General features: G+C 66.8%; 23 protein-coding genes and 1 pseudogene. 13 read left to right on the top strand and 11 right to left on the bottom strand.

All coding sequences use genetic code 11. The features are described 5' to 3' along the window. Positions 1–108 precede the first annotated feature (108 nt). The 3 genes from ABIE41_RS09760 to ABIE41_RS09750 all read left to right on the top strand — a co-directional run bounded on the left by ABIE41_RS09760 (position 109) and on the right by ABIE41_RS09750 (position 2,964). The gene (locus ABIE41_RS09760) at positions 109–921 is read left to right on the top strand and encodes a transporter substrate-binding domain-containing protein (RefSeq protein ID WP_192643833.1); all 813 of its coding nucleotides are present in this window, start codon (positions 109–111) and stop codon (positions 919–921) included. A 122-nt stretch (positions 922–1,043) separates the two neighbouring features. Beyond that, positions 1,044–2,090, top strand: a complete 1,047-nt coding sequence (locus ABIE41_RS09755; protein ID WP_210321020.1) for a phosphotriesterase family protein — start codon at positions 1,044–1,046, stop codon at positions 2,088–2,090. Further along, positions 2,083–2,964: a DMT family transporter gene (locus ABIE41_RS09750; RefSeq protein WP_192643834.1), complete on the top strand. Its 882-nt coding sequence runs from the start codon at positions 2,083–2,085 to the stop codon at positions 2,962–2,964. Before ABIE41_RS09755 ends, ABIE41_RS09750 begins: the two co-directional genes overlap by 8 nt. Before the next feature lie 24 nt (positions 2,965–2,988). Here ABIE41_RS09750 and ABIE41_RS09745 read toward each other — a convergent pair whose 3' ends face one another. Next, positions 2,989–3,654 (bottom strand): GntR family transcriptional regulator, encoded by a 666-nt coding sequence (locus tag ABIE41_RS09745; protein ID WP_192643835.1) that lies wholly within the window; start codon positions 3,652–3,654, stop codon positions 2,989–2,991. Positions 3,655–3,736: 82 nt separating this feature from the next. Next, a complete protein-coding gene (gene hydA / locus ABIE41_RS09740; RefSeq protein ID WP_192643836.1) occupies positions 3,737–5,185 on the bottom strand; it encodes a dihydropyrimidinase in 1,449 nt (482 codons plus the stop codon). Between the two features lie 247 nt (positions 5,186–5,432). Between hydA and ABIE41_RS09735 the strand changes: the two genes are divergently transcribed. Further along, positions 5,433–6,548, top strand: coding sequence for an acyltransferase family protein (locus tag ABIE41_RS09735; protein WP_192643837.1), 1,116 nt, complete (start codon positions 5,433–5,435; stop codon positions 6,546–6,548). A 22-nt stretch (positions 6,549–6,570) separates the two neighbouring features. On the opposite strand, the gene ABIE41_RS09730 is transcribed toward ABIE41_RS09735, so the two are convergent. The 5 genes and pseudogenes from ABIE41_RS09730 to ABIE41_RS09710 form a co-directional block, all read right to left on the bottom strand. Further along, entirely contained in the window at positions 6,571–7,893 is a 1,323-nt protein-coding gene (locus ABIE41_RS09730) for an O-antigen ligase family protein (RefSeq protein ID WP_192643838.1), read from the bottom strand. Between the two features lie 96 nt (positions 7,894–7,989). Then, a pseudogene (locus ABIE41_RS09725) lies at positions 7,990–8,806 on the bottom strand (ABC transporter permease). Next, on the bottom strand, positions 8,803–9,630 hold the full coding sequence (locus ABIE41_RS09720; protein WP_465247116.1) for an ABC transporter permease: 828 nt from the start codon (positions 9,628–9,630) through the stop codon (positions 8,803–8,805). Before ABIE41_RS09720 ends, ABIE41_RS09725 begins: the two are co-directional and overlap by 4 nt. 171 nt (positions 9,631–9,801) lie before the next feature. Continuing rightward, positions 9,802–10,932 carry an ABC transporter substrate-binding protein gene (locus ABIE41_RS09715; RefSeq protein WP_192643841.1) on the bottom strand — a complete coding sequence of 377 codons (1,131 nt, stop codon included), beginning with the start codon at positions 10,930–10,932 and terminating at the stop codon, positions 9,802–9,804. A gap of 22 nt (positions 10,933–10,954) precedes the next feature. After that, entirely contained in the window at positions 10,955–12,067 is a 1,113-nt protein-coding gene (locus ABIE41_RS09710) for an ABC transporter ATP-binding protein (RefSeq protein WP_354191861.1), read from the bottom strand. A 124-nt stretch (positions 12,068–12,191) separates the two neighbouring features. Here ABIE41_RS09710 and ABIE41_RS09705 point away from each other — a divergent pair, with 124 nt between their 5' ends. Continuing rightward, the gene (locus ABIE41_RS09705; RefSeq protein WP_192643842.1) at positions 12,192–12,698 is read left to right on the top strand and encodes a hypothetical protein; all 507 of its coding nucleotides are present in this window, start codon (positions 12,192–12,194) and stop codon (positions 12,696–12,698) included. A 263-nt stretch (positions 12,699–12,961) separates the two neighbouring features. On the opposite strand, the gene ABIE41_RS09700 is transcribed toward ABIE41_RS09705, so the two are convergent. After that, entirely contained in the window at positions 12,962–14,299 is a 1,338-nt protein-coding gene (locus ABIE41_RS09700; protein ID WP_192643843.1) for a dihydroorotase, read from the bottom strand. Between the two features lie 203 nt (positions 14,300–14,502). On the opposite strand from ABIE41_RS09700, the gene ygfZ reads away from it, so the two are divergent. From ygfZ to ABIE41_RS09685, 3 genes are read left to right on the top strand one after another with little or no spacing between them, the layout of a single operon-like run. Next, on the top strand, positions 14,503–15,387 hold the full coding sequence (ygfZ, locus tag ABIE41_RS09695) for a CAF17-like 4Fe-4S cluster assembly/insertion protein YgfZ (RefSeq protein ID WP_192643844.1): 885 nt from the start codon (positions 14,503–14,505) through the stop codon (positions 15,385–15,387). Further along, on the top strand, positions 15,384–16,028 hold the full coding sequence (locus ABIE41_RS09690; protein ID WP_192643845.1) for a DNA-3-methyladenine glycosylase I: 645 nt from the start codon (positions 15,384–15,386) through the stop codon (positions 16,026–16,028). Before ygfZ ends, ABIE41_RS09690 begins: the two co-directional genes overlap by 4 nt. A gap of 2 nt (positions 16,029–16,030) precedes the next feature. After that, positions 16,031–16,645: a YfbR-like 5'-deoxynucleotidase gene (locus ABIE41_RS09685; RefSeq protein WP_192643846.1), complete on the top strand. Its 615-nt coding sequence runs from the start codon at positions 16,031–16,033 to the stop codon at positions 16,643–16,645. On the opposite strand, the gene ABIE41_RS09680 is transcribed toward ABIE41_RS09685, so the two are convergent. Beyond that, positions 16,620–17,891, bottom strand: coding sequence for a vWA domain-containing protein (locus ABIE41_RS09680; protein ID WP_192643847.1), 1,272 nt, complete (start codon positions 17,889–17,891; stop codon positions 16,620–16,622). The two genes, ABIE41_RS09685 and ABIE41_RS09680, sit on opposite strands and share 26 nt — an antisense overlap. 245 nt (positions 17,892–18,136) lie before the next feature. Between ABIE41_RS09680 and aceB the strand changes: the two genes are divergently transcribed. The 3 genes from aceB to ABIE41_RS09665 all read left to right on the top strand — a co-directional run bounded on the left by aceB (position 18,137) and on the right by ABIE41_RS09665 (position 21,219). After that, positions 18,137–19,738, top strand: a complete 1,602-nt coding sequence (aceB, locus tag ABIE41_RS09675; RefSeq protein ID WP_192643848.1) for a malate synthase A — start codon at positions 18,137–18,139, stop codon at positions 19,736–19,738. Between the two features lie 190 nt (positions 19,739–19,928). Next, positions 19,929–20,366: a hypothetical protein gene (locus ABIE41_RS09670; protein ID WP_354191860.1), complete on the top strand. Its 438-nt coding sequence runs from the start codon at positions 19,929–19,931 to the stop codon at positions 20,364–20,366. Beyond that, entirely contained in the window at positions 20,344–21,219 is an 876-nt protein-coding gene (locus ABIE41_RS09665) for a hypothetical protein (RefSeq protein WP_354191859.1), read from the top strand. Before ABIE41_RS09670 ends, ABIE41_RS09665 begins: the two co-directional genes overlap by 23 nt. 1,166 nt (positions 21,220–22,385) lie before the next feature. Here ABIE41_RS09665 and ABIE41_RS09660 read toward each other — a convergent pair. Next, entirely contained in the window at positions 22,386–22,883 is a 498-nt protein-coding gene (locus ABIE41_RS09660) for a hypothetical protein (RefSeq protein ID WP_192643850.1), read from the bottom strand. 5 nt (positions 22,884–22,888) lie between these two features. After that, on the bottom strand, positions 22,889–23,728 hold the full coding sequence (locus ABIE41_RS09655; RefSeq protein WP_192643851.1) for a hypothetical protein: 840 nt from the start codon (positions 23,726–23,728) through the stop codon (positions 22,889–22,891). Positions 23,729–23,841: 113 nt separating this feature from the next. Here ABIE41_RS09655 and ABIE41_RS09650 point away from each other — a divergent pair, with 113 nt between their 5' ends. Continuing rightward, positions 23,842–24,414, top strand: coding sequence for an NUDIX hydrolase (locus tag ABIE41_RS09650; RefSeq protein WP_192643852.1), 573 nt, complete (start codon positions 23,842–23,844; stop codon positions 24,412–24,414). Between the two features lie 168 nt (positions 24,415–24,582). After that, complete coding sequence (locus ABIE41_RS09645; protein ID WP_192643853.1) at positions 24,583–25,497, top strand: hypothetical protein; 915 nt, start codon at positions 24,583–24,585, stop codon at positions 25,495–25,497. Positions 25,498–25,568: the final 71 nt, after the last annotated feature.

Genomic DNA, 25,568 nt, shown 5'->3' with positions numbered 1-25,568 from the left:
GGCGACGCAGTGTATACAGTCCGTGGACAATCGGTGCAACATGGGCGGCCGTCAAGAGCAGGCCATGACAGCAGCCGAGGCGTTCAACCTGACTGTCTGAGGGGACCCATGCTCAACAAATTCGCGCTCGGCCTTGCCGCGCTGCTCGGCCTCGCCACCGCCGCGCTTCCCGTAACGGCGGAAGCCCGGACACTCGACGAAATCCTGAAATCCGGCACGCTCAAGGTCGGCGTCAACCCGACGCTGCCGCCGCTGGCCAAGTTCGACGAGAAGAACGAGATCGTCGGCTTCGACGTCGATTTCGCCACCGAGATCGCCAAGATGCTGGGCGTGAAGCTGGAGATCGTGCAGACCGGCTCGCCCGACCGCATCCCCTTCGTCGCCTCGGGCAAGATCGATCTCGTCATGGGCGCGATGACGCGCAATCCCGAGCGCGCCAAGGTCATCGACTTTACCGTGCCGGTTCACACCGAGGTCTTCGGCGTGCTCACGACCGAAGCCAAGCCCTACAAGGATTGGAAGGAGCTCGACAGCCCGAGCGTTACCCTGATCCAGGTGCGCGGCACCACGCCGGTGAAGTTCATCGAGGACAACCTCAAGCAGGCCAAGGTCACGCTGCTCGACAACTACCCCGACGCCGTGCGCGCCCTGGCGCAGGGTCGCGGCGATGCGATGATCGACGTGATCGATTTCGTCGGCGAGCAGATGAACCGCTTCAAGGACGTGAAGTGGAAGGTCGTCGAGACGCCGGTCGACGTCTATTATTGCAGCTTCGGCCTCGCCAAGAACGCGACCGGCCTGAAGGACTGGCTCAACGTCGCGATCTTCGAGATGCACCGCCGCGGCAAGACCGACGCGCTGTGGGTCAAGTGGTTCGGCATCAAGATGCTCAACCCGACCGGCTTCACGCCCTACTTCTGATCGCTCCGCCGTCATTGCGAGCGCAGCGAAGCAATCCAGGCCTCCACGTCTCCTGGATTGCTTCGTCGCTGCGCTCCTCGCAATGACGGCGTGCCTGTCCTCCGACCCGACTGACAGCGCCCGTGACTGCGCCGAACCGCCCCGCCGCCCCCGGCGAGATCCAGACCGTCTGCGGCCCGATCGCGCCCGCCGATCTCGGCCCGACGCTGATGCACGAGCATCTGCTCTGCGACGTCACGCCGCCGGAGCTCGCCGCCCAGGGCCTCCCGCAAGTCGAGATTACGCCCTGGAACGCCTCCGAAATCCGCTATCACTGGTGCCGGCACTACGGGAACCACATCCTCTCGGATGTTTCTGAGATGACGGAGGAGGTGCGGCTCTTCCGCGAGAGCGGCGGCCGCGCCATCGTCGAGCTGACCATCGAGGGCATCAAGCCTGACCCGCTCGGCCTGCGCGCGATATCGCAGGCGACCGGCGTCGCGATCGTCGCCGGCTGCGGTGTCTATATCGAGAGCTTTGCCGGCGAGGCCCTGACCACGCGCTCGACCGACGACCTCGCCGCGCTGATGATCGCCAGCGTCCGCGATGGCCTCCACGGCAGCGATGTCCGCGCCGGCATCATCGGCGAGATCGGCATCAGCGATCCGCCGACCCCGGGCGAGCTGCGCGCCCTCACAGCCGCAGCCATCGCCCAGCGCGAGACCGGCGCCAGCATCAACGTCCATCCCGGCCGCGACCCCGCCTCGCCCCTGCAGGTCGTCGCGCATGTCGCGGCGGCCGGCGGCGATGTCACGCGCCTGATCATCAGCCATCTCGACCGCACCTTCGCGACCCTCGACCAGGCGCTGGCGCTGGTCGAAACCGGCGCGATCGCGGAGTGGGATTTCTTCGGCATCGAATCCTCGCATTACCCCTTCGCGCCGATCGACCTGCCCAATGACGGCATGCGGCTGAACTGGATCGCCGGGCTCGTCGCGCGCGGCCATGGCGCGCAAGTGACGCTCTCGCAGGACATCTGCACCAAGACGCGGCTCAAGCGTCACGGCGGCCATGGCTATGGCCATCTGATCGAGAATGTGGTGCCGATGATGCGCCGCAAGGGATTCGACGAGGCCATGATCGACCAGCTCCTGATCGAAACGCCGCGACGGCTGCTCACCCTTGTCTGATTCCGGCGCCGAGGCCCTGCGGCGCAGCCGGCGCGACATCGTCATCGGCGCGCTGCTGATGGTGGTGGCGACCTTCTGCTTCGTCAGTCTGGATTCGATCCTGAAGGCGCTGGCGGCACGCCATGATGTGCTGTTCCTGGCCTGGGGCCGCAACCTGTTCCAGGTCGTCTATCTCGTCGCCGCGATGCCGTTTCTCGGCGCGCGGCGCATGCTGGTAACGCGACACCCCGTCATTCAGCTCTGCCGCGGCGCGGCACTGGTCGGCACCACCGTCTTCATCGTGCTGGCGCTGAAGACGATGCCGCTGGCGCAGACCTATGCGATCACCTTCTCGGCCCCGCTGATCGCCACCATCCTGGCGATGATATTCCTGAAGGAGCAGCCGTCGCTGCGGCGCTGGGCCTGCATTCTCGCGGGCTTCGCCGGCGTGATGGTCGCCTTGCAGCCGCAGGCCCCGGGTGCCGGCGGCTTTCTCGTCTTTCCGCTCGCCATGGCACTGGCGAACGCCGGCTATCATGTCCTGACGCGCGCGATCGCCGGAGACGAAGATCCGCTGGCGATGCTGTTCCATGTCGGCTTTTTCGCGCTTGCGATCACCTCGCTCGCTCTGCCCTGGTCATGGTCGCTGATGGCGCCGTGGGAATGGGGCCTGCTGGCGGTCGGCGGCGCCTTCGGTACGCTGGCGCATCTTCTGCTGATCGAGGCCTTCCGGCGCGCACCCACTGCGGTGATCTCGCCAATGATCTATTCCCAGATCATCGCCGCCTGCCTGATCGGCTATCTCGTCTTCGAGGAGGTGCCGACGCCGGCGACGCTTTTGGGCGCAGCCATCGTCATCGCCAGCGGCGTGGCGCTGATCCGCTCGCGGACCTGAGCCGGCGCGGAGGCGTCCGAAGCGTCAGGAGATATTGTCGAGCGAGAAGCGCGACAGGCTCTTGATATGCGCCTGGGCGGCCTTGCGGGCGCGCTTGGGGTCCTCGGCTTCCAGCGCGACAACGATCTCGAGATGCTCGACTGCATCCTGCCCGACGCGGTCGGCGAGCCGGGCGATCTCGAACAGCCGCGTCGTCACCCGCAGCGAGCGGATCATCTGCCCCATCACGGCATTGCCGCAGCCGTCGATATAGAGGCCGTGGACATTGTCGTCGGAGCGCCAGTGAGCGTCGGTGTGATAGGTCGTCGCCGCCATCAACTCATCGATCTCGCGATGGACCATGGCGAGCTTCGCCTGCGACAACCGGCCCGCGGCGAGCGCCGCCGCCTCGCCCTCGAGCAGTTCGCGCACCTTCAGGCTCTGAAGATATTCGCCGAGATCGACATTGCGCACCATGAAGGAGCGGTTGGCGGCCTTCACCACCAGGCCCTCGCCCTCCAGCCGCTGCAGCGCCTCGCGCAGCGGCGTCCGCGAGATGCCGAGCACATCGGCGAGCTTCGCCTCGACGATGACCTCGCCGCCCTTGAGCCGGCGCCCGCGCACCATGTCCGACACCGCCTTGTAAGCGAGGTTGGAGAGGTTGTAGCCGCCGGTCTGCTCGGGGGTCTCGCCCGGCTCGGTCAGGGTCATGCGCGAGTCTTCGTCCTCAGGTTGCAGGACCGTCTTTGGACGAGGCGGCGCCGGCCATCAAGTCCGGAAGCGGTACCGGCCATCACCGGTGGCGCCCGGCAGGCTCGAACCCTGTCGGAAGCTGGCCCGCCGGAGCCGCCAGCGCCGAGCGCTCGCGTGCGACATGCCCGCCCTGCCCCGGCTTCCCGACGAGCTCGCCGTCGCGCACCAGCACCTGCCCGCGCAGGATCGTGGTCACCGGCCAGCCCGTCACCTGGATGCCCTCATAGGGCGTGTAGTCGCTGCCATGGTGCAGCAGGGACTGGCTGATCGTGACCTCGCGCCTGGGGTCCCAAATCGCGATATCGGCATCCATGCCGATCGCGATCGAGCCCTTCTTCGTCAGCCCATAGGTCTTCGCATGGTTGGTCGCGGACAGCGCGACGAACTGGTTCAGCGTGATGCGCCCCTTGCCGACCCCTTCCGAGAACAGGATCGGCAGCCTTGTCTCGACGCCGGGGATGCCGTTGGGCACCCAGCGGAAGGAGGTCCTGCCCTTCGGGATCAGCTTGCCGGCGGGATCATCGTAGCGGAACGGGCAATGGTCGGAGGAGAAGACGTTGAAGATGCCGTTCGACAGGCCCTCCCAGCAGGCCTGCTGGCTGGCGGTGTCGCGCGGCGGCGGCGAGCAGACATATTTCGCGCCCTCCATGTTGAGGCCGTCCATGTCCTTCTCGGTCAGCACGAGATATTGCGGGCAGGTCTCGCCATAGACCTTGAGGCCCCGCGATCGGGCGCGTGCGATCTCCTCCATCGCCTCGCGGTTCGAGACATGGACGATCATCACGGGCACATCGACGAGTTCGGCGAGCGAGATCGCGCGATGCGTCGCCTCGCGCTCGACGGGAATCGGCCGCGACGTCCCGTGGAACTTCGGCGCGATGTGCCCGCCCCGCTCCAGCCGGTCGGTCAGGAAGCGGATCGCGTCGTAGTTCTCGGCATGGACCATGACGAGCGCGCCGGTCTCGCGCGCCACCGACATCACCTCGAGCATCTCGCGGTCGTTCAGCGCCAGCCCGTCATAGGTCATGAAGACCTTGAAGGAGGTGTAGCCGTCCTCGATCAGCGCCGGCAGGTCCTGCCCCAGCACCTGCTCGGTCGGCTCGGAGATGACGAGGTGGAAGGAGACGTCGGTGTAGCAGCGCCCCTCCGCCAGCTTGTGATAATCCTTCACCGTCTCGCGCAGCGACGTGCCCTTCTCCTGCATGCAGAACGGCATCACCGTGGTGTTGCCGCCGAACGCCGCCGAGAGCGTGCCGGAGGCGAAGTCGTCGGCCATGACGATGCCGTCACCGCTCGGCTGGGCAATATGGACATGGCTGTCGATGCCGCCGGGAAGCACGAGATGGCCGGTGGCATCGATCGTCTGCTTCGCCGGGCCGAGATCGTGCCCCATCGCCACGATCGTCCCGTCGCGCACGCCGATATCGCAGGAGAACGTGTCGGAGGCGGTGGCGACCGTGCCGCCGGCGATGACGAGATCGTAGCTCATGAACTATCCCTGGCAGGCGCTTCGACCCCTCGGGACGGCCCGACGGGATACAGACTGTATGCAGCCGGCATTTTGATGGTTCGGCATCCGCGCCGCAAGCGCGAAAGATGAGCGTGGACGATCGGGCGCTCTGCAGCCCCATCTACCGTTAACCATAACGCCACTCCGAGATGGGCGCCCGCCCGAATCCGGCGCACAGAGTTAATGCGGCGTTAAACCAGCCCCAACGGGCCGGCGGGAGTTCTCGATGATCGGCCTCAGCCGTCCGGTCCCCAGTGCGGGGGACATCCTGCGCGCGCACCGCGGCGAAGGACCCGGCTTCAACGCCCTGCGCCTCGGCCTCTCGATCCTGATCCTCGCCGCCCATTCCGGCTGGATCGCGGGCGCCGACGTCAGCAACGACTGGACGGGTCTGCGCGGTCTCCTGCTGCTCAGCCTGGTTCCGGCCTTCTTTGCACTGAGCGGCTTTCTCGTCACCGGCAGCGCGGTGCGCACGGCGGCGGTCACGCCCTTCCTCGCGCTGCGCATCCTGCGGATCGCGCCGGCGCTTCTCGTCGAGGTCACGCTCTCGGCGATCATTCTGGGGCCGCTTTTCACCACCTATCCCCTGATCGACTATGTCCGCGACATCCGCTTCATCGAGTATTTCGGCAACATCGTCGGCCGCATCCGCTTCGAACTGCCGGGCGTCTTCGAGACGAACCCTCTGCCCGGCACGGTCAACCAGAACCTCTGGACCCTGAAGCCGGAATTCTACTGCTACATCCTGATGGCGCTGATGATCGGCTTCGGCGCGCTGCGTCGCCGGCGGCTGCTGCCACTGGCGATCCTCGGTCTCGCCTGTGCCGGGACGGCGGCCGCCTATCGGTTCGGCTTCGGCGCCCAGCCCGGCAATTACCACTGGGCGGTGGCCGTGCTGCATTTCCTGACCGGCTGCGTCTTCTACCAGTGGCGCGACGCGCTGAAGATGCACTGGCTGCTCTTCCTCGGCGCCCTCGCCGTCGCCATGCTGCTGATGGCAGGCGACCGGGCGCTGGGCTTCCTCGTCGCGCCGTTCCTCACCTATTGCGTGATCTATATCGGGTTGCTGCCGCTGCAGCTGCCGAAGTCGATCAACCGGCTCGACATCTCCTACGGCATCTATCTCTACGGCTTCCCGATCCAGCAGGCGCTGATCGCCAAATTCGCCGTGCTGCATGGCTCCGGCCCGCTGCTCTTCGCGGCCTCGCTGCCTCTGGCGATCGTCTTCGCGCTGCTGTCCTGGCTCTATATCGAGAAGCCGTTCCTGCGGCTCAAGCGCCATGTCGCCGTGCCGGCGGCTGGCCCGGCCGCCGAGACCATCGCCCCCGCGGCCGCCCGCTGAGGCCGGCGCCGCGGTACGGGGCTCAAGCCCGCCGCATGCCCATCCGGCTCGCCAGTTCCAGCGCCAGGACGGAAAAGGCCAGCAGCAGCCAGATCGGCTCCGCCCGGTTGAGGAAGAAGGATTCGAGCATCCCGACATAGGTCAGGAACATCACCATCATCGCCCCGAGATCGGCGAGGCGGCGCCGCTGCGGATCGGCCTGCGCGGCGAGATAATTCCCCAGCGGCTTGATCATCAGCACATAGATCATCACCAGCCCGCCGGGAACGCCGAACATCAGCAGCGCGTCCAGATAGCTGTTGTGGCCGGAGCCGATGCCGCGGATGTCCCAGCTCGCCTCGAAATTCTCTTCAAGCCGCGTGACGACAGGCGTCTGCCAGAAGCTGACATAGCCGTAGCCGAGCCAGGGTTTCTCCGCGATCTTGGCGGCGGCGAACTTCCAGATCTCGTCGCGGCCGGTGAAGGTCGGGTCGGCGTTGATGGCGGCGGAGAGCTGCAGCAGTGCTGGCGAGAACACGGTACCCACCGTCAGCGCGCCGACCAGCAGCACCATGCCGGCATGCATCGCCAGCATCAGGCGTGGCCGCCCCGTCAGACGCGCCAGCAGCACGAGGCCGATCGCGATCGGCAGGAAGCCCATTGTCGTCTTGGAACCGCTGTTGAGGACAAAGACGACGCTGAGCAGAACGACCGCCGCGCCGCGCCAGCGCAGCCCCATCCGCCACACATAGATGCCGATCATCGCCACCATGGAGAAGACCGGGGCGGCGTAGTTCTTGTGCGTGAGATGCCCGCGCCAATGGCCGGCATGAACGCCCTCGACACCATCCGAACCATGGATGGCCAGGGAGGGCGCCAGCAGCAGCGCGGCATAGACCAGCGCCAGCAGCGCCAGCGTCGCATTCGCCGCCGCCGTGGCGAAGCTCTGCTCGCTCCAGGGCAGCAGCAGCACGCCGGCCACGAGCACCAGGGCGAAGCTCGCCAGCAGCAGCGCCCGGAACGAGGCTTCGGAATCGACCGCCTGGGGCAGCGAGATCGCTGCCACCACGAAGACGACGATCAGGCTGCTGGTCCGCAGCCGCGCCAGCGCCGCCCGCTCGCAGAAGGCCGCCATCGCCGTGCCGTAGATCAGCGCGAGCGTGACATAGCCGATCTGGTTGACGATGTTGCCGCTCGACTCGCCCTCGAGCGTCTGCGGCGGCCCGGCGAAGGGCTGCAGCGTCAGCAGCAGCAGGAACAGCCCAAGCCCAGAGAGGAACGCCGCGATCGCGTGGGCGCGGGCCTGCGCCGCGCGACTGTCGATCGCGCCGTCGCCGCCCCTCGCCTCGCCCGCCGTGATCGACATGCCGCTCCGCTGGCCCTTCCGGCCGCAGGGGCCAAGGCCGACGATAGGGCGCGAAGCTTAAGACCCTGTAGCCGCGATCCCCGAAAGCCGGCCCGGTTACGTGCCGACCTTGGCGAGCACGTCGGCCCGCAGGAAGCGCTCGATGAACAGCATGAACAGCACCGAGGGCACGAGCAGGATCAGCGCCGTGATCGAGGCGACCTGGTAGTTGCCGCCCATCGCGGCGTTGTAGAGCAGGAGCGGCAGCGTCGTGACCTGGGGCACGCCGACGAAGAAGGTTCCGGTAAACTCGTCGAGCGATTCCAAGAACACGAAGATGCCTGATGCGATGATGCCGGGCGCCGCGAGCGGCAGCGTCACGGTGAAGAAGGCCCGCAGCGGCGAGGCCCCCATATTGCGCGCCGCCAGTTCGAGATCCTTGTCGACCGCGGCAAAGGCCGCCCGCCGCGATCCAGACCGAGAAGACCAGCCCATGCGCGGCATGGACGAGAACGACCGCAAAGACCGTGCCGTTGATGCCGAGCTGGTAGAAGATCCGGGCGACGTTGATGTAGATCGCGACCGAGGGAAACGCCTGCGGCAGCAGGAACATCAGCATGAACAGCGCCCGCATCGGCAGCTTCAGCCGCGCCAGCGCGTAGCCGGCCGGGATCGACAGCGCGAGTGCGAAGACCACCGTCAGCACCGCGATCCAGACGCTGGTGCCGAGCGATGCCATGGCATCGCCGGTCGGCCGGAAGACCTGCTCCCAGTAGCGCGTGCCATAGGTCACGGGCAGCTTGTAAGGCGTGTACCAGCGCTCGGCCACGGACCAGAGCGCGAGGTTCAGGATCGGCCCGATCAGGACGAAGGCGAAGGCGACGAGCAGGCTCGCGGCCAGGATCGTGCGGGCGGAGGATGCCAGCCTCGTCATCGCGGCGCCTCCTGCGACAGGCCGCGCCGCAGATACAGGATCGCGGCGCCCGCGCTGATCAGATAGGTGATGACGCCCAGCGCATTGGCCGTGGCGTAGTCGCCATAGGCGTTGATGCGGAAGGCCATGTCGACGGTCAGCATGGTCGGCTGCGAGCCCGAGACCATCAGCGGCACCGAGAGCACCGAGAGCATCGTCACGAAGGAGAGCACGAGCGCGACCAGCAGCGTCTGCATGACCTGCGGCAGCGCCAGTTCGATCAGCACCCGCAGCCGCGAGGCACCGAGATTGCGGCCGGCCTCCAGCGTCGCCCGGTCGATCGAGGCGAGCGCGCCCGCCAGCAGCAGCGCCACGAAGGGCGTCTGCTTCCAGACGAAGGTGGCGATGATGCCGCGCCAGTCGAGATAGCTCACCGCCTGCAGCGGCTCCATCAGCCCCAGCGAGACGAAGCTGTTGTTCATCAGCCCGTTCTTGGCGAGGAAGGTGCGCATGCACTGCGCCGCGACGATGAAGGGGATGAAGAGCGGCCAGCGATAGAGCGCCTTCAGCGTGCCGACGATCCAGCGGTTCTCGCCGAGCGTCAGCGTGCCGGCGATGACGATGGCGGCGAGTGCCGTTAGCGCGCAGGAGGTCAGCACGATCACCACCGTGAAGACCATGTCGGTCGAGTAGAGCTCGAACGCCTTGGCGAACCACTCCAGCGTGAACGCCCCGTCCTTGCTGAAGGCGGAGATCAGCGAGAAGCCGAGCGGATACAGAAACAGCGCCGCGACCAGCACGAGGCCGGGAGCGATCAGGATCAGCGCCAGATGGCGTTGGGACAGGCTCATTCGAACGCGCTTTTTTGAGGAAGAGCGGCCCGGCATCGTGCCGGGCCGGAGGCTTGCGTCATGGTCGGGCTTGACCCGCCCATCTCTCGAACCAGCGAGCTGCAGGCGGAGCTTCTTGGGTCCGCGCTGCGCTCGCCCGAGAATGACGTGGCGTGGGATGCCGTCTCAGTTCGAGACCTTCTTCTCGTAGCCCTCGAGGATGTCGTTGAAGTAGGGCGCGATCGGGAAGGCCTTGCCGTTCTTGGCGAGGTCGGCCGGGGTGACGTCGACGAAGAGCTTGTCCCAGGCGGCCTTGTCGAGCTTGCCCTCGAGGTTGGCGGCGTCGATGCCCGGATACCAGTTGAACTTCTTGACGATGCCGTCGGCCTGCACCTGCGGCGAGGTGGCGAGCGCGATGAAGGCCTCGGCGAGCTTCTTCTGCCCGGCCTTGGCGGGCACGGCATAGTACATCGGCTGGCCGGGCATGCCGGGCGAGACGAGCTTGAGCTTCATGTTCGGCGGCAGCTTGCCGTCGGCCTGCCAGGAATAGAACATGTCGACCCAGACCGGGCCGATCGCGATCTCGCCGCGGTTCAGCATGTCGAGCGTGCCGGCATTGCCGGGGGTGATGACGGCGTTCTTGTTGAACTCCTTGAGGTCGGCGAAGGCCTTGTCCCAAGTCGTCTTGGTGGCCGCGTCATAGGGGCCCTTCATCAGCTTCTCGGCGTCGCCGCCGAAGGCATAGACCCAGCCCGCCACGAAGGAGACGCCGGACATACCGCCCTTGATGCCGTTATAGCCGAACTGCTTGGGGTTTTTCTTCGCCCACTCAGCCAGCTCGGCGAAGGTCGAGGGCGGCGTCTTGACCATGTCGGCATTGTAGGCGAGCGCCGTCTGCGACTGGAACATCGGGATGACATAGCCCGAGACGTCGGTGCCGAGCGCGTTCTTGGCGGCGTCGCCGGTGGCGAGCTTCGCGGTCGCGACATTGGCCGTGTATCTGTCGAGCAGCCCGTCCTTGACCATCTGGCCGGCGGCCTTCTGGTGGATCACGACGACGTCGAAATCGGTCGTCGCCGCGCCCTTCTGCGCGTCCAGCTTCTCGAGAATCTTCTGCGAGCCGGAATCGCCCGCGCCCGTCCCGACCGAGACGACCTTCACGCCGGGATTGGCCTTCTCGAACATCGGGCCGAGGAAGTCCTTGACGTAATCGACCATGTTCTGGTCGCCGGCGGAGGCGACGTTGAGGGTCTGGGCCGAAAGCGGGGATGCCGCCATCAGCGCCGCGAGCGAGCAGGCAATCGTGAGGATGCGCATGGGAGACTCCTGTGGTGGGACGTCAGGCGGCGATCCCGGCCTCGGATGCCGGGAAGATGTGCAGGCGCTGCAGCGGGATGCGCAGGCCGATCGTGGTTCCGAGTTCGTGGCGGTCGGCGTCGTCGACCGTGATCTGGCGACCGGCGGCCTCGACCCGGTAGCGGTAGACCCCGCCCGGATAGGCGCGCGCGGCAATCTTGGCCGGGACCAGAAGATCCCCGCCCGCCGCCGCATCGCTGGCATCGAGCCTTGCGACGTCGTCGCGGAAATAGGCGACCGCCTCGCCGGCCGGCAGCGCCTGGGCCGCCTCCGGCGCGAGCCGCGCCATCGCCGTGCCGGCCGTCACCGAGGCACCGCTCTCGGCGCGCGCGACATGCAGCGGCAGCACATTCTCGGCGCCCATGAAATTCGCGACGAAGGCACTCGCCGGGCGGTCATAGACCTCCTCGGGCGTGCCGACCTGCGCGACGCGCCCCGCCTGCATGATCACCAGCCGGTCGGCCATGGTCATGGCCTCCTCGCGGTCATGCGTGACATGGACAGCGGTGAGCCCGAGCCGCTGCTGGATGGCGCGGATCTCGTGGCGCATCACCATGCGGATCTTGGCGTCGAGATTGGAGAGCGGCTCGTCGAGCAGAAGGATGCCGGGATCGATGGCGAGCGCCCGGCCGAGCGCGACGCGCTGGCGCTGCCCGCCCGACAGGGCCGTAACCTTGCGGTCCTCATAGCCGGAGAGGCCGAGCATGGAGAGCAGCGCGCCGACCTTGGCCGCGATCTGCGCCTTGGGCACGCCGCGCAGCTTCAGCCCGTAGCCCATGTTCTGCAGCACGCTCATATGCGGCCACAGCGCATAGGACTGGAACACCATCGCCATGCCGCGCTTCTCCGGCGGCAGCGGCGCGACGTCGCGCCCACCGACCAGGATCGCCCCGGACTCGACCGGCACGAAGCCCGACAGCGCGCGCAAAAGCGTGGTCTTGCCGCAGCCCGAGGAGCCCAGCAGCGCGGTGAAGCTGCCCGGCTCGAAATCGAGGCTGACGCCATGCAGCACCCGCGTGCCGCCATAGGCGACCTTCAGGTCGCGCACGGCGATCGACGCGCCGCTGCGCGGCCCGTTGGGCATATCGGTTGGCACGGTGCCATCTCCCTAGAACGCGCATTTTGCTCAACTGGAATGGAATGGATCTTCCATTTCCGATACGCTTGGAGCAAACATAACGTCTGTGTTGGACCGTGTGCAATAGGTTTATGAAGCTCTGATGACGGCTGCGATCCACTCCCTCTGGCTGATGCCCTCGGCCGAAGACGGCGCCCTGCTCGCAGGTGTCCTCGCCGATCTCTCCGCCCGCTTCGGCGCGCCGCTCTTCACGCCGCATCTGACGATCGCTGGCGATACCGACAGGCCGGTGACGCAGCTCTCAGCCGAGATATCAGCCGCCGCCGAGATCGCGGCTTTCTCGGAGGCTGTGCTGGGGATCGAGACGAGCGAGACGTTCTTCCGCTCCTTCTATGCGCGCTTCGCCGTGTCGGACCCGCTGGCGGCGCTCAAGCGCCGGCTCGACCCGCAGACGCGCGAGCCCTTCCTGCCACATGTCTCGCTGCTCTACGGCCCGGTCGCCGCCGGGCCGAAGGCGGAGGCCGCGGCGCAGGTCGCGACTGCCCTGACCGGCCGCCCGATCCGCTTCGACCGCCTCTGCGTGGTGACCTCCGGCCAGGACGTCCCGATCGCCGACTGGCGCATCGTCGAGACGGCGGCGTTGGGCTGACGCCCCTTAACCGTCATTGCGAGCGCAGCGAAGCAATCCAGCAGGCATAGAGCTCTACGAGACTGGGTTGCTTCGCTGCGCTCGCAATGACGGATGTTGCACCGCCCGTCCTATCCTGCCCCGGAAACACCGCGTCATCCCGGACAAGCCGCGCAGCGGCGCAGTTCCGGGATCCATCATAGGACGCGGCGATGCCCTAGGATGGATCCCGGAGCTCCGCTTCGCTACGTCCGGGATGACGGCGGTGGTTCAACCGCGAACCCTCACCCCCTTGGCAGCGCCTCCAGGAACCGCGCCGGCTCGCCCTGCGACGGCGTCACGATCTCGGCCTCCCACATCACCTTCCGGCCGCGCACATAGGTGCCGACCGGCCAGCCGGTGACGGTGACGCCGTCATAGGGCGTCCAGCCGCATTTCGAGGCGCCCCAGGCGTTGGTGATGGTCTCGCGGCGCTTCAGATCGACGATGGTCAGGTCAGCGTCGTAGCCCGCCGCAATGCGCCCCTTGCCCTCCATCCCGAAGATACGCTGCGGCCCGTGGCTGGAGAGATCGACGAAGCGCTCGAGCGAAAGTCTGCCGGCATTCACATGGTCGAGCATGATCGGCACCAGCGTCTGCACGCCCGGCATGCCGGAATGGCTGGCGGGATAGGCGTGGTGCTTCTCCTCATGGGTATGGGGCGCATGGTCGGAGCCGAGCACGTCGACGATGCCCTGCTCGACGCCCCACCAGATGCGCTGGCGGTGGCTGTCGTCGCGGATCGGCGGGTTCATCTGGGCATAGGTGCCCAGCCGCTCGTAGCAATCGGGCGCAACCAGCGTCAGGTGGTTGGGCAGCACCTCCACCGTCGCGACATCCTTGTGGTCCTTCAGGAACAGCATCTCGTCGCCGGTCGAGATGTGCAGGACATGCACGCGCGCGCCCGTTTCATGCGCGATCCGCACCAGCCGCTGCGTGCAGGTCAGCGCGACTTCCGGCGAGCGCCAGACCGGGTGGCTCGCCGGGTCGCCGGTGACGCGCAGGCCCATCCGCTCGCGCAGCATGCCCTCGTCCTCGGAATGGAAGGCGGCCCGCCGGCGCGTCTGGCGCAGGATGGCGGCGACGCCCGCATCGTCCTCGACCAGCAGGTTACCGGTGGACGAACCCATGAAGACCTTGATGCCGGCCGCGCCCGGCAGGCGCTCCAGCTCGGGGATGTCCTTCACGTTCTCATGCGTGCCGCCGACCCAGAAGGCGAAGTCGCAATGCATGCGGTGCCGCCCGCGCGCGATCTTGTCGGCCAGCGCCGCTTCGCTCGTCGTCAGCGGGTTGGTGTTGGGCATCTCGAAGACGCAGGTGACGCCGCCCAGCACCGCCGCGCGCGAGCCGGTCTCCAGATCCTCCTTGTGGTCGAGCCCCGGCTCGCGGAAATGCACCTGGGAATCGATCACACCGGGCAGGATGTGCAGCCCCGTGCAATCCACCACCTCGCCGGCCGAGGCGCGCGAGAGATCGCCGAGCGCCATGATCTTGCCGCCGGTGATGCCGAGATCGCGCTGCACGCGCCCGTCATGGTTCACCACCGTGCCGCCCTTGAGGATCACGTCGAACATCTGCGGCATGGCGGGGCTCCCGGTCGGTCTGCGATGAACCGCGATTAGCCGAAACGGCGTGCGCTGGCGAGTTGAGAACGCGCGCGAAGCCGCCTACCTATCGGGTCAATCGTCATTGCGAGCGCAGCGAAGCAATCCAGGGGCCGCGCGCTCTACGTCCTTCTGGATTGCTTCGCTTCGCTCGCAATGACGGACACGCCGGAGACACCCCTATGCCCGCCACCCATCTGATCGACCGCGGCGTCATCCGCGTCGCCGGCGAGGACGCCCGCCCCTTCCTGCAGAACCTCGTCACAAACGACCTCGACGCGGTGACGCCAGAAAAGGCCGGCTACGGCGCGCTGCTGACACCGCAGGGCAAGATCATCTGCGATTTTCTGGTCGTCGCAGTCCCCGATGCGGAGGGCGGCGGCTTCCTGCTCGACACGCCCCTGCTCCACACCGCCGACCTGATGAAACGCCTCAAGCTCTACAAGCTGCGCGCCAAGGTGACGCTCGACGACCTCACGGAGGCGACGGCCGTGATCGCCACGACGGATGGTGGTGCGCTGCCGGCCGATGCGGGCCTCGTCTATGCCGATCCGCGCCTGCTAGGACTGGGCCAGCGCGCCCTGATCGACCGCAGCAGTGCCGCCGAGATCGCGACCGCCCCTGCGGAAGACTGGCATGCCCGCCGCGTCGCGCTCGGCATCCCCGAGGGCGGCCGCGACTTCGCCTATGGCGACGCCTTCCCGCATGAGGCGCTGCTCGACCAGACCGGCGGCGTCTCCTTCAAGAAGGGCTGCTATATCGGCCAGGAGGTCGTTTCCCGCATGCAGCATCGCGGCACCGCCCGCACCCGCGTCGTACCCGTCGTGTTCGACGGCGGCATCGCCGCCGAGACCGGCGCGGAAGCCGTGGCCGGCGGCAAGCCGCTGGGCAAGATCGGCTCCGGCGCGAACGGCCGCGCGCTCGCTCTGCTGCGACTCGACCGTGTCGCCGATGCGCAGGCTGCGGGCGAACCCCTGCTCGGCGGCGGCATGGCCTTTACGCTGGCGAAGCCGGATTTCATCCGCTTCCCCTTCCCCGGAGAGGCGGGCTTCGGAGCCGCGGCATGAGCGACACGACCACCGCGGGCGAGGAGCGCACCGCCATCGCCGGGCCGGACGGCAAATTTCGCTGCCGCTGGCCGGGAACCGACCCGCTCTATCTCGCCTATCACGACACCGAATGGGGCGTGCCGGAGTACGATTCCCGCGCGCTCTGGGAGAAGCTGATCCTCGACGGCTTCCAAGCCGGACTGTCCTGGATCACGATCCTCCGGAAGCGCGACGCCTTCCGCGCCGGCTTTGCCGGTTTCGAGCCCGAGGCCGTCGCGCGCTTTGGCGAAACGGACGTCCAGCGCCTGCTCGCCGACCCCGGCATCATCCGCCATCGCGGCAAGATCGAGGGCACGATCAAGAGCGCGCGGGCTTATCTCGCCATCAACGAGCGCGAGCCCTTTGCCGATTTCCTCTGGAAACATCTCGACGGCCGCGTCCTGCAGAACAGCTTCCGCACCCAGGGCGAGGTGCCCACACAGACGAAGCTCTCCGAAGCGATCGCGAAGGATCTGAAGAAGGCCGGCTTCACCTTCTGCGGCCCGACGATCGTCTACGCCTTCATGGAAGCCTGCGGGCTGGTCAACGACCACCTCACCGGCTGCTTCCGCTGGCAAGAATGCGCCGCGCTGGCACGCGACATCAGGCCGGCCGCCTGACCATGGCCCGCGCCCCCGCCCCGCCGCGCGCCTGGCAGCGCATGCTGTCCGGACGCCGGCTCGACCTGCTCGACCCCTCGCCGCTCGATGTCGAGATCGAGGACATCGCCCATGGGCTCGCCCGCGTCGCGCGCTGGAACGGCCAGACGCAAGGACCCCATTCCTTCTCGGTCGCGCAGCACAGCCTGCTGGTCGAGGCCATTGCCGATCATCTCAACCCCGACTGGTCGGAGAGTTGGCGGCTTATGGCGCTGCTGCACGATGCGCCGGAATACGTCATCGGCGACATGATCTCGCCGTTCAAGGTCGTGATGGGCGACGCCTACAAGGCGGTGGAGACGCGGCTGCTCGGCGCCATCCATCTGCGCTTCGGCCTGCCGGCGGCCCCGCCCGCTGTACTCAAGCGCAAGACCAAGGAGGCCGACACCATCGCCGCCTTCCTGGAGGCCACCGAGCTCGCCGGCTTCTCCCGCGAGGAGGCGCTGCGCTATTTCGGCCGGCCGCAGGCACTGCCGCGGGCGGTGACGGCGCTGCTGCAGCCGCTCGACACGCAAGGCGCGCAGGAACTGTTCCTGGCGCGCTTTACCGCGCTCACTGCGTCAGGCGGATCTGGCTGATCTCGCGGGCGATCTGCTGGAACACCGGCGTCAGCTGCGAAGCACTGCTGACCTCGTAGTACATGCCGGGCGAGCTGGCGCAGTTCTGCAGCAGCGTCCTGTTCCCGTCGATGACGCGCACCGTATAGACCCTGATTCCGGCGTCCTTGGCGCTCTGGCAGGCCAGCTTGGTGCGGTCGTCGATGGCGCTTGCGCTCGAGGTGAAGCGGTTCTGCGTGTTCTCGCCGTCGGTCAGCAGGATCATGTATTTCGACAGCCGCGGCGTCGAGAACGGCTTGGCCTCGCCGAAGGGGACGCCCGGCGTCAGCGTCGCCATGCCCCAATTGGCACCGATGGTGACGTTGGTGTTGCCCACCGGGGTCATGCCGTTGATGGCGTTGGCCAGCGCCGTCCAGTCCGAGGTCAGCGGCAGGATCGGCGCCAGCGTCGACTGCGCGCAGAAATCCGCCGGATAGAGCGTGCCATAGGCGGAGACGCTCTCATTGTCCTTGACGTCGTTGGGCTGGTCGCGGTCGCTGATGCAGCCGGTCCAGCTCGACTTGTTGATCGTGACGGTGTTGGCGATCCAGTTGCCCCGGCGATCCTGCGACCAGGTCGTCTTGCTCTGGTCGTAGCGCAGCCAGGACTCGTCCTTCAGCGTTGTCGAAACCTTGACCTGCGTGGCGAAGGGCACGACCGAGATGCGGATCTGGTCCGTGGTCAGCGTCGCGTCCTTCATGATCTTGATGAGGTCGAGCGAGGCGGCCTTCAGCGCGTCCATCTTGCCGGACGAGCCCATCGAGCCCGTATTGTCCAGCGCCAGCGCCAGCTCGATCGTGTTCGTGCCCCAGGTCGACTGGGCCGAACTCGCCACCGTCACGCTGTCCTTGCCGATCAGCCGCGTCAGGCTGGTGTCGATCGACAGATTGGCCGCCACGGTGATCGTGCGGGCCGTCCGGTCAATGGTGATGTTGGCGCTGGTGAAGCTCTTGGCGGCCTCGCCGCTGAGATTGGCGGCGACCCATTTGTTGATCCGGTCGCGCAGCTCGCTGTCGCTCAGCTTGGTCGCGTCGCGCGCTGCCATCAGCGCCGCCGAGTCGACCGCCGAGTTCAGCTTCATGCGTGCTTCGGTGGCGCGGGAATAGTCGATGGTCGCGCCCGTCAGCCCGATGATCGGCACCAGCGCGAAGCCGAAGATCGTGATCACATTGCCGCGCTCGTCCGAGCACAACCGCTTCAGCCGCTTCAACATGACAGGCACCTTCATGGCTATCCCCCGATATCCGGGCTCAGGAGAGCAATGGCGCCTTGCCGCGGGCTGAATTCGATCGTTCGAATTGTCGGTATCGCCGCCATTTGACGGCTTTTGACGAAATCGCTGTTGACGCCCACAAACGTGACGCAACGTCATATTTTCCGTTTTGGAAAAGGTCTTCCCCTTTTGCACCCGTTTCGTGAAGGATGCTCCTGAGCGATAACCCGCGGCACAAACCGCCAGCCGGAGTGCATGCGATGACCGAAGCTTCCCTCACCCTTCCCAAGGGCGTCGTCGTCAAGGGTGCGCTCGCCGCGCGCTATGACGAAGTGCTGAGCCACGACGCGCTCGCCTTCGTCGCCGACCTGCACCGCCGCTTCAACGAAACGCGCAAGCGCCTGCTCGCCCTGCGCGCCGAGCGCCAGAAGCGTTTCGACGCCGGCGAGACGCCGGACTTCCTGGCCGAGACCCGCCATATCCGCGAGGGCGACTGGACGGTCGCGCCGATCCCCGCCGACCTGCTCGACCGCCGCGTCGAGATCACCGGCCCGGTCGATCGCAAGATGATCATCAACGCCCTGAACTGCGGCGCAAAAGTCTTCATGGCCGATTTCGAGGACGCCTCCTCGCCGGTCTGGGCCAACATGGTCGAGGGCCAGATCAATCTGAAGGACCGCTGGGCCAACGCGATCGACTTCACCGATCCGACCACCGGCAAGGCCTACAAGCTTGGCCCCAAGCCAGCCGTGCTGATCATCCGGCCGCGCGGCTGGCATCTGCCGGAGGCCCATATCGAGATCGACGGCGAGATCGCGTCGGGCTCGCTGGTCGATTTCGGGCTCTATCTCTTCCACAACGCCAAGGCCGCGCTCGCCGCGGGCTCGGGCCCCTATTTCTACCTGCCCAAGCTCGAGAGCCATCTCGAGGCACGCCTCTGGAACGACGTCTTCGTCGCCGCGCAAGGAGCGCTCGGCCTCAAGACCGGCACGATCAAGGCCACCGTCCTGATCGAGACGCTGCCGGCCGCCTTCGAGATGGACGAGATCCTCTACGAACTGCGCGACCACATGGCCGGCCTGAACTGCGGCCGCTGGGACTACATCTTCTCCTTCATCAAGAAGCTCGCCCGCAACCCGGCCTTCGTCCTGCCCGACCGCTCGCAGGTCGTGATGACCAAGGCCTTCCTGAACGCCTATTCGCTGCTGCTGATCAAGACCTGCCACCGCCGCGGCGCCTTCGCCATGGGCGGCATGGCCGCGCAGATCCCGGTGAAGAACAACCCCGAGGCCAACGCCGCCGCCTTCGCCAAGGTCAAGGCCGACAAGGAGCGCGAGGCCAGCAATGGGCATGACGGCACCTGGGTCGCCCATCCCGACCTCGTCCCCGTCGCCATGGAGGTCTTCAACCGGCTGATGCCGCAGGCCAACCAGCTCGACAAGAAGCGCGAGGACGTCAACGTCACCGCCAAGGACCTGCTGGAAGTCCATCAGGGCACGCGCACGGAAGAGGGCTTCCGCGAGAACATCCGCGTCGGCGTGCAGTATCTCGAAGCCTGGCTGCGCGGCCGCGGCGCGGTGCCGATCTACAACATGATGGAGGACGCCGCGACGGCCGAGATCAGCCGCGCCCAGATCTGGCAGTTCGTCAGCTATGGCGTCGAGGTCGACGGCACCACCAAGGTCACCCCCGACCTGTTCAGGCGCTGCCTCACCGAAGAAATGGCCCGCGTGAAGACCGAACTCGGCGCGGAGACCTACGACAAGGGCCGCTTCCCCGAGGCGATCGCGCTGTTCTCGGAGCTCTCGCTGGCGCCGCAGTTCGAGGATTTCCTGACCCTGCCGGCTTATGGAAAGCTGTGAGGGGCTGAGGCTCTGCTAATGCAAGGGCGCCGCCGCGAGGCGCCGCCTTTTTCGTCTGCAATGGGTCGGAAGCGGACGTTCACCCGCTAGTTGGCCCCTGCCGGTCCGGCATCTGCCAGAGCGAGATTCAAGCATTTCGCTCCCGTATGCAGAGGTGCATAGTCGCCTGCTGTCTGAAGAGGGGGCGAAGTTGGCGTACGAAGACCTAGCTGTTGTCGATCTCCGCGTTAATCAGGCGAATGACCGCCACGGCGAAGTCGGCAGTGAAGATCTCGCTGTTGCAGAGCTTTTTCGCCTGCACGATGTTCAGATGCGAAATCTCGCAGCAGACATTGCTGAGGTCGGCGCAGTATACGACCCACCGCTTGTCATGCCTGCCGATGATAGCTTCATAGTATTCGACGGGAATCGGAGGATTACCTGTCTCAAGCTACTGCTCGATCCGGCGCGCACCCCTACTGCGGATCTGCGTGTCCACTTCACTAGGCTTCGCGATGAAGCGCGCGAAGTCGTCCCTGACCGCTTGACTTGCCAAGTCGAGAGGGACCGCAACCTTATCGACAGTATCCTCTTCCGCAGGCACACCGGCTCTCAGCGAGCGCGGCGTGGGGCAGCTCGGCTGGAATGATCGTGCCAAGCTCAATTTCGTGGAGCGCACCGGCCAAGGCGGGGGCATCAACGTCGCGGCCGAAGTCGAGCGATTATTGGCCGATGCTGACCGACTTCCTCAAGGAAACATTCCATGGTCGACTTTGACTAGACTTCTCTCGTCGGAGGAGTTTCGCAACCGCGCCGGTATTAGCACGGGCGGCCGCCGTTTCCGCCTTACCCATGAGCACGGTGCCGTGACCGATGCGCTGCACCGCATCACCAGCGACCTCGCCAATCAGGTGGTTACCCTCGGCGGCTTATGGAACAACGAGGGGAAGCGGTCCTATCTGAATCGCCTGCAGGACCAAGGCGTCCTTCCTGCCGAGAACGAGCGCCTAGCCGAGCCCGTCGATGCGCTTGGCGCCGTCCGCAATCCAAGACGTAATCAAGCGCCGCCTCGCCCGCCCCAGACGACATTCATTCCTTCCGACGCGCCCCACATTCAATGGACTGCGGCTCAGCAGCGTGCCCGGGCGATATGGGAGGAGCTGCAGTTGCTCACACTGCGGGAACATCCGAATGCTGTATCGGCGCTTATGCGCATCCTCCTCGAGCTCACGGTGGAGAGCTACATTGCCGAGCACGCGCTGAACGTTCCCGATAACCTTTCACGTAAAGTGGGTGCGGTCGCCACCAGCCTACTCCAGCGGCAGATCATCAACCGGGACTACTTCGACGAGTTGGAACGCATAAGGCTCAATGACCAGCTCATTTCGGTTGCGAGTATGCAGCGCTATATCCACTCGCCAGATTTCGCGCCGATGGAAAACGAGCTCCGAGTCTACTGGGCAAGGCTGGGACGCTTCCTTGTCGCGACGCTCAACCGGTGACGACCGAGACTGGCTCATCGGAACTGTCGTAACGGCATTCTGCAGACCGCTGCGCCCGACCATCCCCGCCCCCCCCGCATTGCAGGTCTAGCGGCTTGGCGGGCCAAGCCCTCTGACGACGCCACCAGTGACGGTCGGTTTTATCGAGAGAGGTAATTCCTGTTAAAAATCAGGATTGGCGCTAAGCGGATGTTTGTTCGAACGACTCGCTATGTCTGCAGGGGGGCCGAAGCAGACCTAGGCGATCAGCGAAAGGCGCGGGGAACCCCTCTCCTGTAAGGAGAGGGGCTGGGGAGAGGTGTCGGCCCCTGGACCAGCGGGGCGCAGACCTCACCGCTGCCGAGGCATAAGGCGCCGGCTCCTTCCCCGTCATGGTCGCCCTTGTGGCGACCATCCACGTCTTGCGACGCCGATGCCGGGCGAGCCGCTCTGTGGAAGGGCATCGCCGATCGTTCCTGCGTGAAGACGTGGATGGTCGGGACAAGCCCGACCATGACGGGGAGGATCGGAAAATTAATCCCCGCTGCTTCTTTCTCACCCTAGGATGCCACCACCTCATCCCCGAGGGGCAGCCATCCAGAAGGCAAGCCGTTGGCGGGGATGGGCGCGGCGCCTGCGGGCTGGTTTGCACCCCGCACTCGGGAGGCTTCGGGGCACCGCCGAAAGCCGCCGCCTGCGGTGGCGTTTTCCACTCAAAGTGATGCAGACTGCGCAAGCTTGTCTGCATGGGGTACTACGGCCCCTGTGCGAGGAGCTCGCTGGACAGGTCGTTCGCATCACGCCTTCGTCCCATGCCTGACGGCGCGACAACCCGATGAGGGGAACTGGCGTCCAGGGCTCGCGGCGGAGGCTGGCTTTCGACCCGATAAGCGCGGCCCGAGGTCAAAAATCGCCGACAAGCGGAGCGCCACGGGGCGTGCGGATGGTGGCTCAATCCATCCGCGCCGCATCCTGGCTCAACGGATGCGGATATCGAGACCCGCGCCTCGCGGCGCTCCGCTGCCCCTCATTTGTGACGCCGGCGTGGAAGCGCAGGCGGGGATTTCGGCTGGCCGTCATTCTCGGGCGAAGCGAAGCGCAGACCCGAGAATCTCAGGCCGATAAGGGCGAGGAGCCTCTCTCGTCCCGAGATGCTCGGGGCGAGCCCGAGCATGACGCCCGCTGCCCTACGGCGCCGGCGCCACCGTCAACGTCATCTGGGCGCGGCCGATGCGGCCTTCCTTGTCGACGGCCAGGATCTCGATGATGTGCTTGCCCGGCGGCACCAGCACGGCGGGCGCCTCGATGCCCTGGGGCGTGATGAAGGCCTTGACGCGGGCGGTGACGTCGAGCGCCGGCTGGCGCCGGTAGATCACCTGCACCTTCTCGGGATCGACCGGCACGCCGTTGCTCGGCAGGAACTTCACCGCCAGCCGCAGCGGCTTGCCGGCGACGCCGCTGTCGAGCGTCCCTTGCGTGTCGATGCCGGGTCCGCGCGTGAGATTGCGCGTCGGAACGCCGGTCGCGTCTGGAGCGGGCAGCCCCGCCTCCTCGCGGGTGATGAGCTGGACGGGCTCGGCCGCACGCAGGGGCGCAGCCGCCAGCAGGACCGCGCAGGCGACGATGGCGGGCAGGAAAGCGGGCAAGAGAGCGGGCAACAGGCGGCAGGCGGTCGGCTGGATCATCGCGGTCACTTCAATCCCAGGAGGCCGGCGATCAGGCCGGCGGCGACGGACAGGACAGTGCTGGCCATGAGAATCGCGGTTTCGATCGTCTTCAGCGTTTCGAGCGGCAGTTTTCCGTGAACGGACGACAGGCCCTGGCGCAGCCCCGGCAGCGAGGCGAGGCCCTTGGCGCTGAGAGCGGCCTGGGACACGCGCAGCAGCATGCCGGCGAAGAGCGAGGCGCCGATGCTCAGCGCATAGAACATCGTTTCGCGCCAGGCGGCGACTCCTTGTGGCAGCACGGGGATGTTGTCGCTCCAGCCGAGCCATGCGTTCATTGTCGCGACGGAAAAAATCGCGAAGGCCACCGTAACCGCGATGTCGATCTTCGCCAGCCGGGGCCGCACGCCGAGATAGACGGCGCCCGTGACGAAGGGCACGACGATCGAGGCAGTGCGCAGCACCCAGAGTGGCAGGTCGAGCCAGAACACCACACTGGCATAGGCCCCGAGCAGGACGAGGAAGCCCAACAGCAGCGCCCAGAGCCGGCGACGCGGCGGCGGCACCAGCGCGGCGGCGGCCGCATCGGCCGCATCCGCCAGCGCGACATCGTCCGAGCCCGGCGCGGTCGCCGCCGCCCCCGCAGCGGGCGCAGGCACGGCCTCGGCCTTGAAGCGGCGGACCTCGTCGAGTGCCTGTTCGAGGGAGGCGCGCGCCTCCTCCAGCCCCGTGATCCGTCGCTCGGCGGCATCGAGCCGGCGCAGCAGCGGCAGCACCGGCGTCAGGTCGCGCCCGCAGCATCGGCAGGAGATCGCGCCGGGATTGAGTTCGGCGTCGCAATAGGGGCAGACGAGCTGGTCCGTCACGGCATTCTCGCAGGGCCCATGCAGGGCGCTGGCTCAAAGCCACAACTTCCGGTCGCGTGCAAGTCCGCTGCGGAGCGCTACAAGGGTGACGTCACGAACAGGGTGCCCCGGATATGAGCCAGCCCGCCTTCCCCACCCGCCTCGCGGCCGCCGTCGAGCGCTATCGCGCCGAGGTCGCCGGCCCCCGCGAGCATCTCTCGCTGCTGCGCTGGCAGATGGCGGAGCGCCATGCGCTGGACTCGCGCGACTGCTTCCCCGGCCATGTCACCACCAGCGCCTATGTGCTCTCGCCCGATCATGCCCGCATCCTGCTGATCGACCATGTCGTGATCGGCCGCTGGCTCCAGCCCGGCGGACATTGGGAGGAGGCCGAGAGCTTCCATGCCTCCGCCGCGCGCGAGGCGCTCGAGGAAACCGGCGTGCAGGGGTTGCGGCTGCATCCCTGGCACGAGGGCACCGACCTGCCCTTCGTCATCGACAGCCATGACGTCCCCGGCAAGCCCGCGCGCGGCGAGCCGGCCCATGTCCATCACGACCTGCAATACCTCTTCCTGGCCGATCCTGCGGCGCCGCTCGTCGCCCAGATTGAGGAGGTCCATGCCGCCGCCTGGAAGCCGCTCGCCGAACTCGCCGAGATCGCGCCGCTCGGCCTCGCGCGGATCAAGAGTTTGACGCCGCAAGGGTGAAGCCCCGGCCTCCTGTTGCACGGGCACCATACTGTAACAATGTTTCATCTGGAGGCCATGCCGCCTCTGGCCGGAAACGCTTCATTAAGCATAACTGACGCAAGGTCGGGTACCGCGCGGCGGCCTTCTCGCTCGCGCTAACCAGCGCCCGCCGGTCCGGAGCCCGCCATGTCCCGCCACACCCTCATCTCGTCCTCCTGCGCCCTCGCGGCCCTGCTGCTCGCGACCGCCGGCAGCACCCATGCCGCCGACCTGCCCTCGCGCAAGGGCGCACCGGTCGCGCCGCCGGTGGCGCTGGCCTGCAGCGAGAACGAAGGCATCCCGACCGACGCCTTCGGCTTCACCACCGGCTCCGACGTCGCCGACAAGGGCTCCTTCGGCCCGAGCCTGACCTATGGCGGCGCCTATGGCACCCGCACGGGATCGTCCAACAGCCACGGGCTGATGCTGCAGGGCTCCTATGGCCTGCTGCCCTGCCTCGAGGTCGGCCCCTATCTGCTCGGCGGCTATTCCCGCTCCTCCCTGGCCGGGATCAGCACCGACGAGCGCAGCTTCGGCGCCGGCATCGAGACCAAATACAAGATCCTCGGCCGCGACATGCACGGCATCGGCCTGACCGCCGTGATCGACCCCAGCTTCAACCGCATCGACCCCGACGGCGCCGGCCGCTTCACCGCCTACAACACTGGCCTGCGCCTCTTCGCCGACAAGACCCTGATGCCGGGCAAGCTCTACGCGGCACTCAACCTGTCGCACGACATGACCTGGACGGGTCCCGATCCCTATGCCCGCTCCTCGACCTTCACCGTCGGCGGCTCGCTCGCCTGGCAGGTGCTGGACGGCGTCTATCTGAGCGGCGAGGTCCGCCACCAGCGCGCCTACAACACGCTCGGCTTCGCCAAGGAAGCCGGCTACGCCACCTTTGCCGGCCCCGGCGTGTTCTGGCAGGCGACCAAGCAGTTCGCGATCTCGGCCGCTTACAATGTGCAGGTGGCGGGCAAGGCCAAGGGCCAGCCCGGCGATCTCGACCTGACCAATTTCAGCCAGCACCTCGTCAAGGTGAAGGCCGCCTACAGCTTCTGATCACGAGCCTTCGGCGCGCGCGCCACGCTCGCGTCACGAAAACGCTTCACGAAGGCGGGTGCAGCGATGCG

This window comes from Bosea sp. OAE506, assembly GCF_040546595.1.
GTDB lineage: Bacteria > Pseudomonadota > Alphaproteobacteria > Rhizobiales > Beijerinckiaceae > Allobosea.
This window is presented reverse-complemented; position numbering and strand designations above follow the sequence as displayed.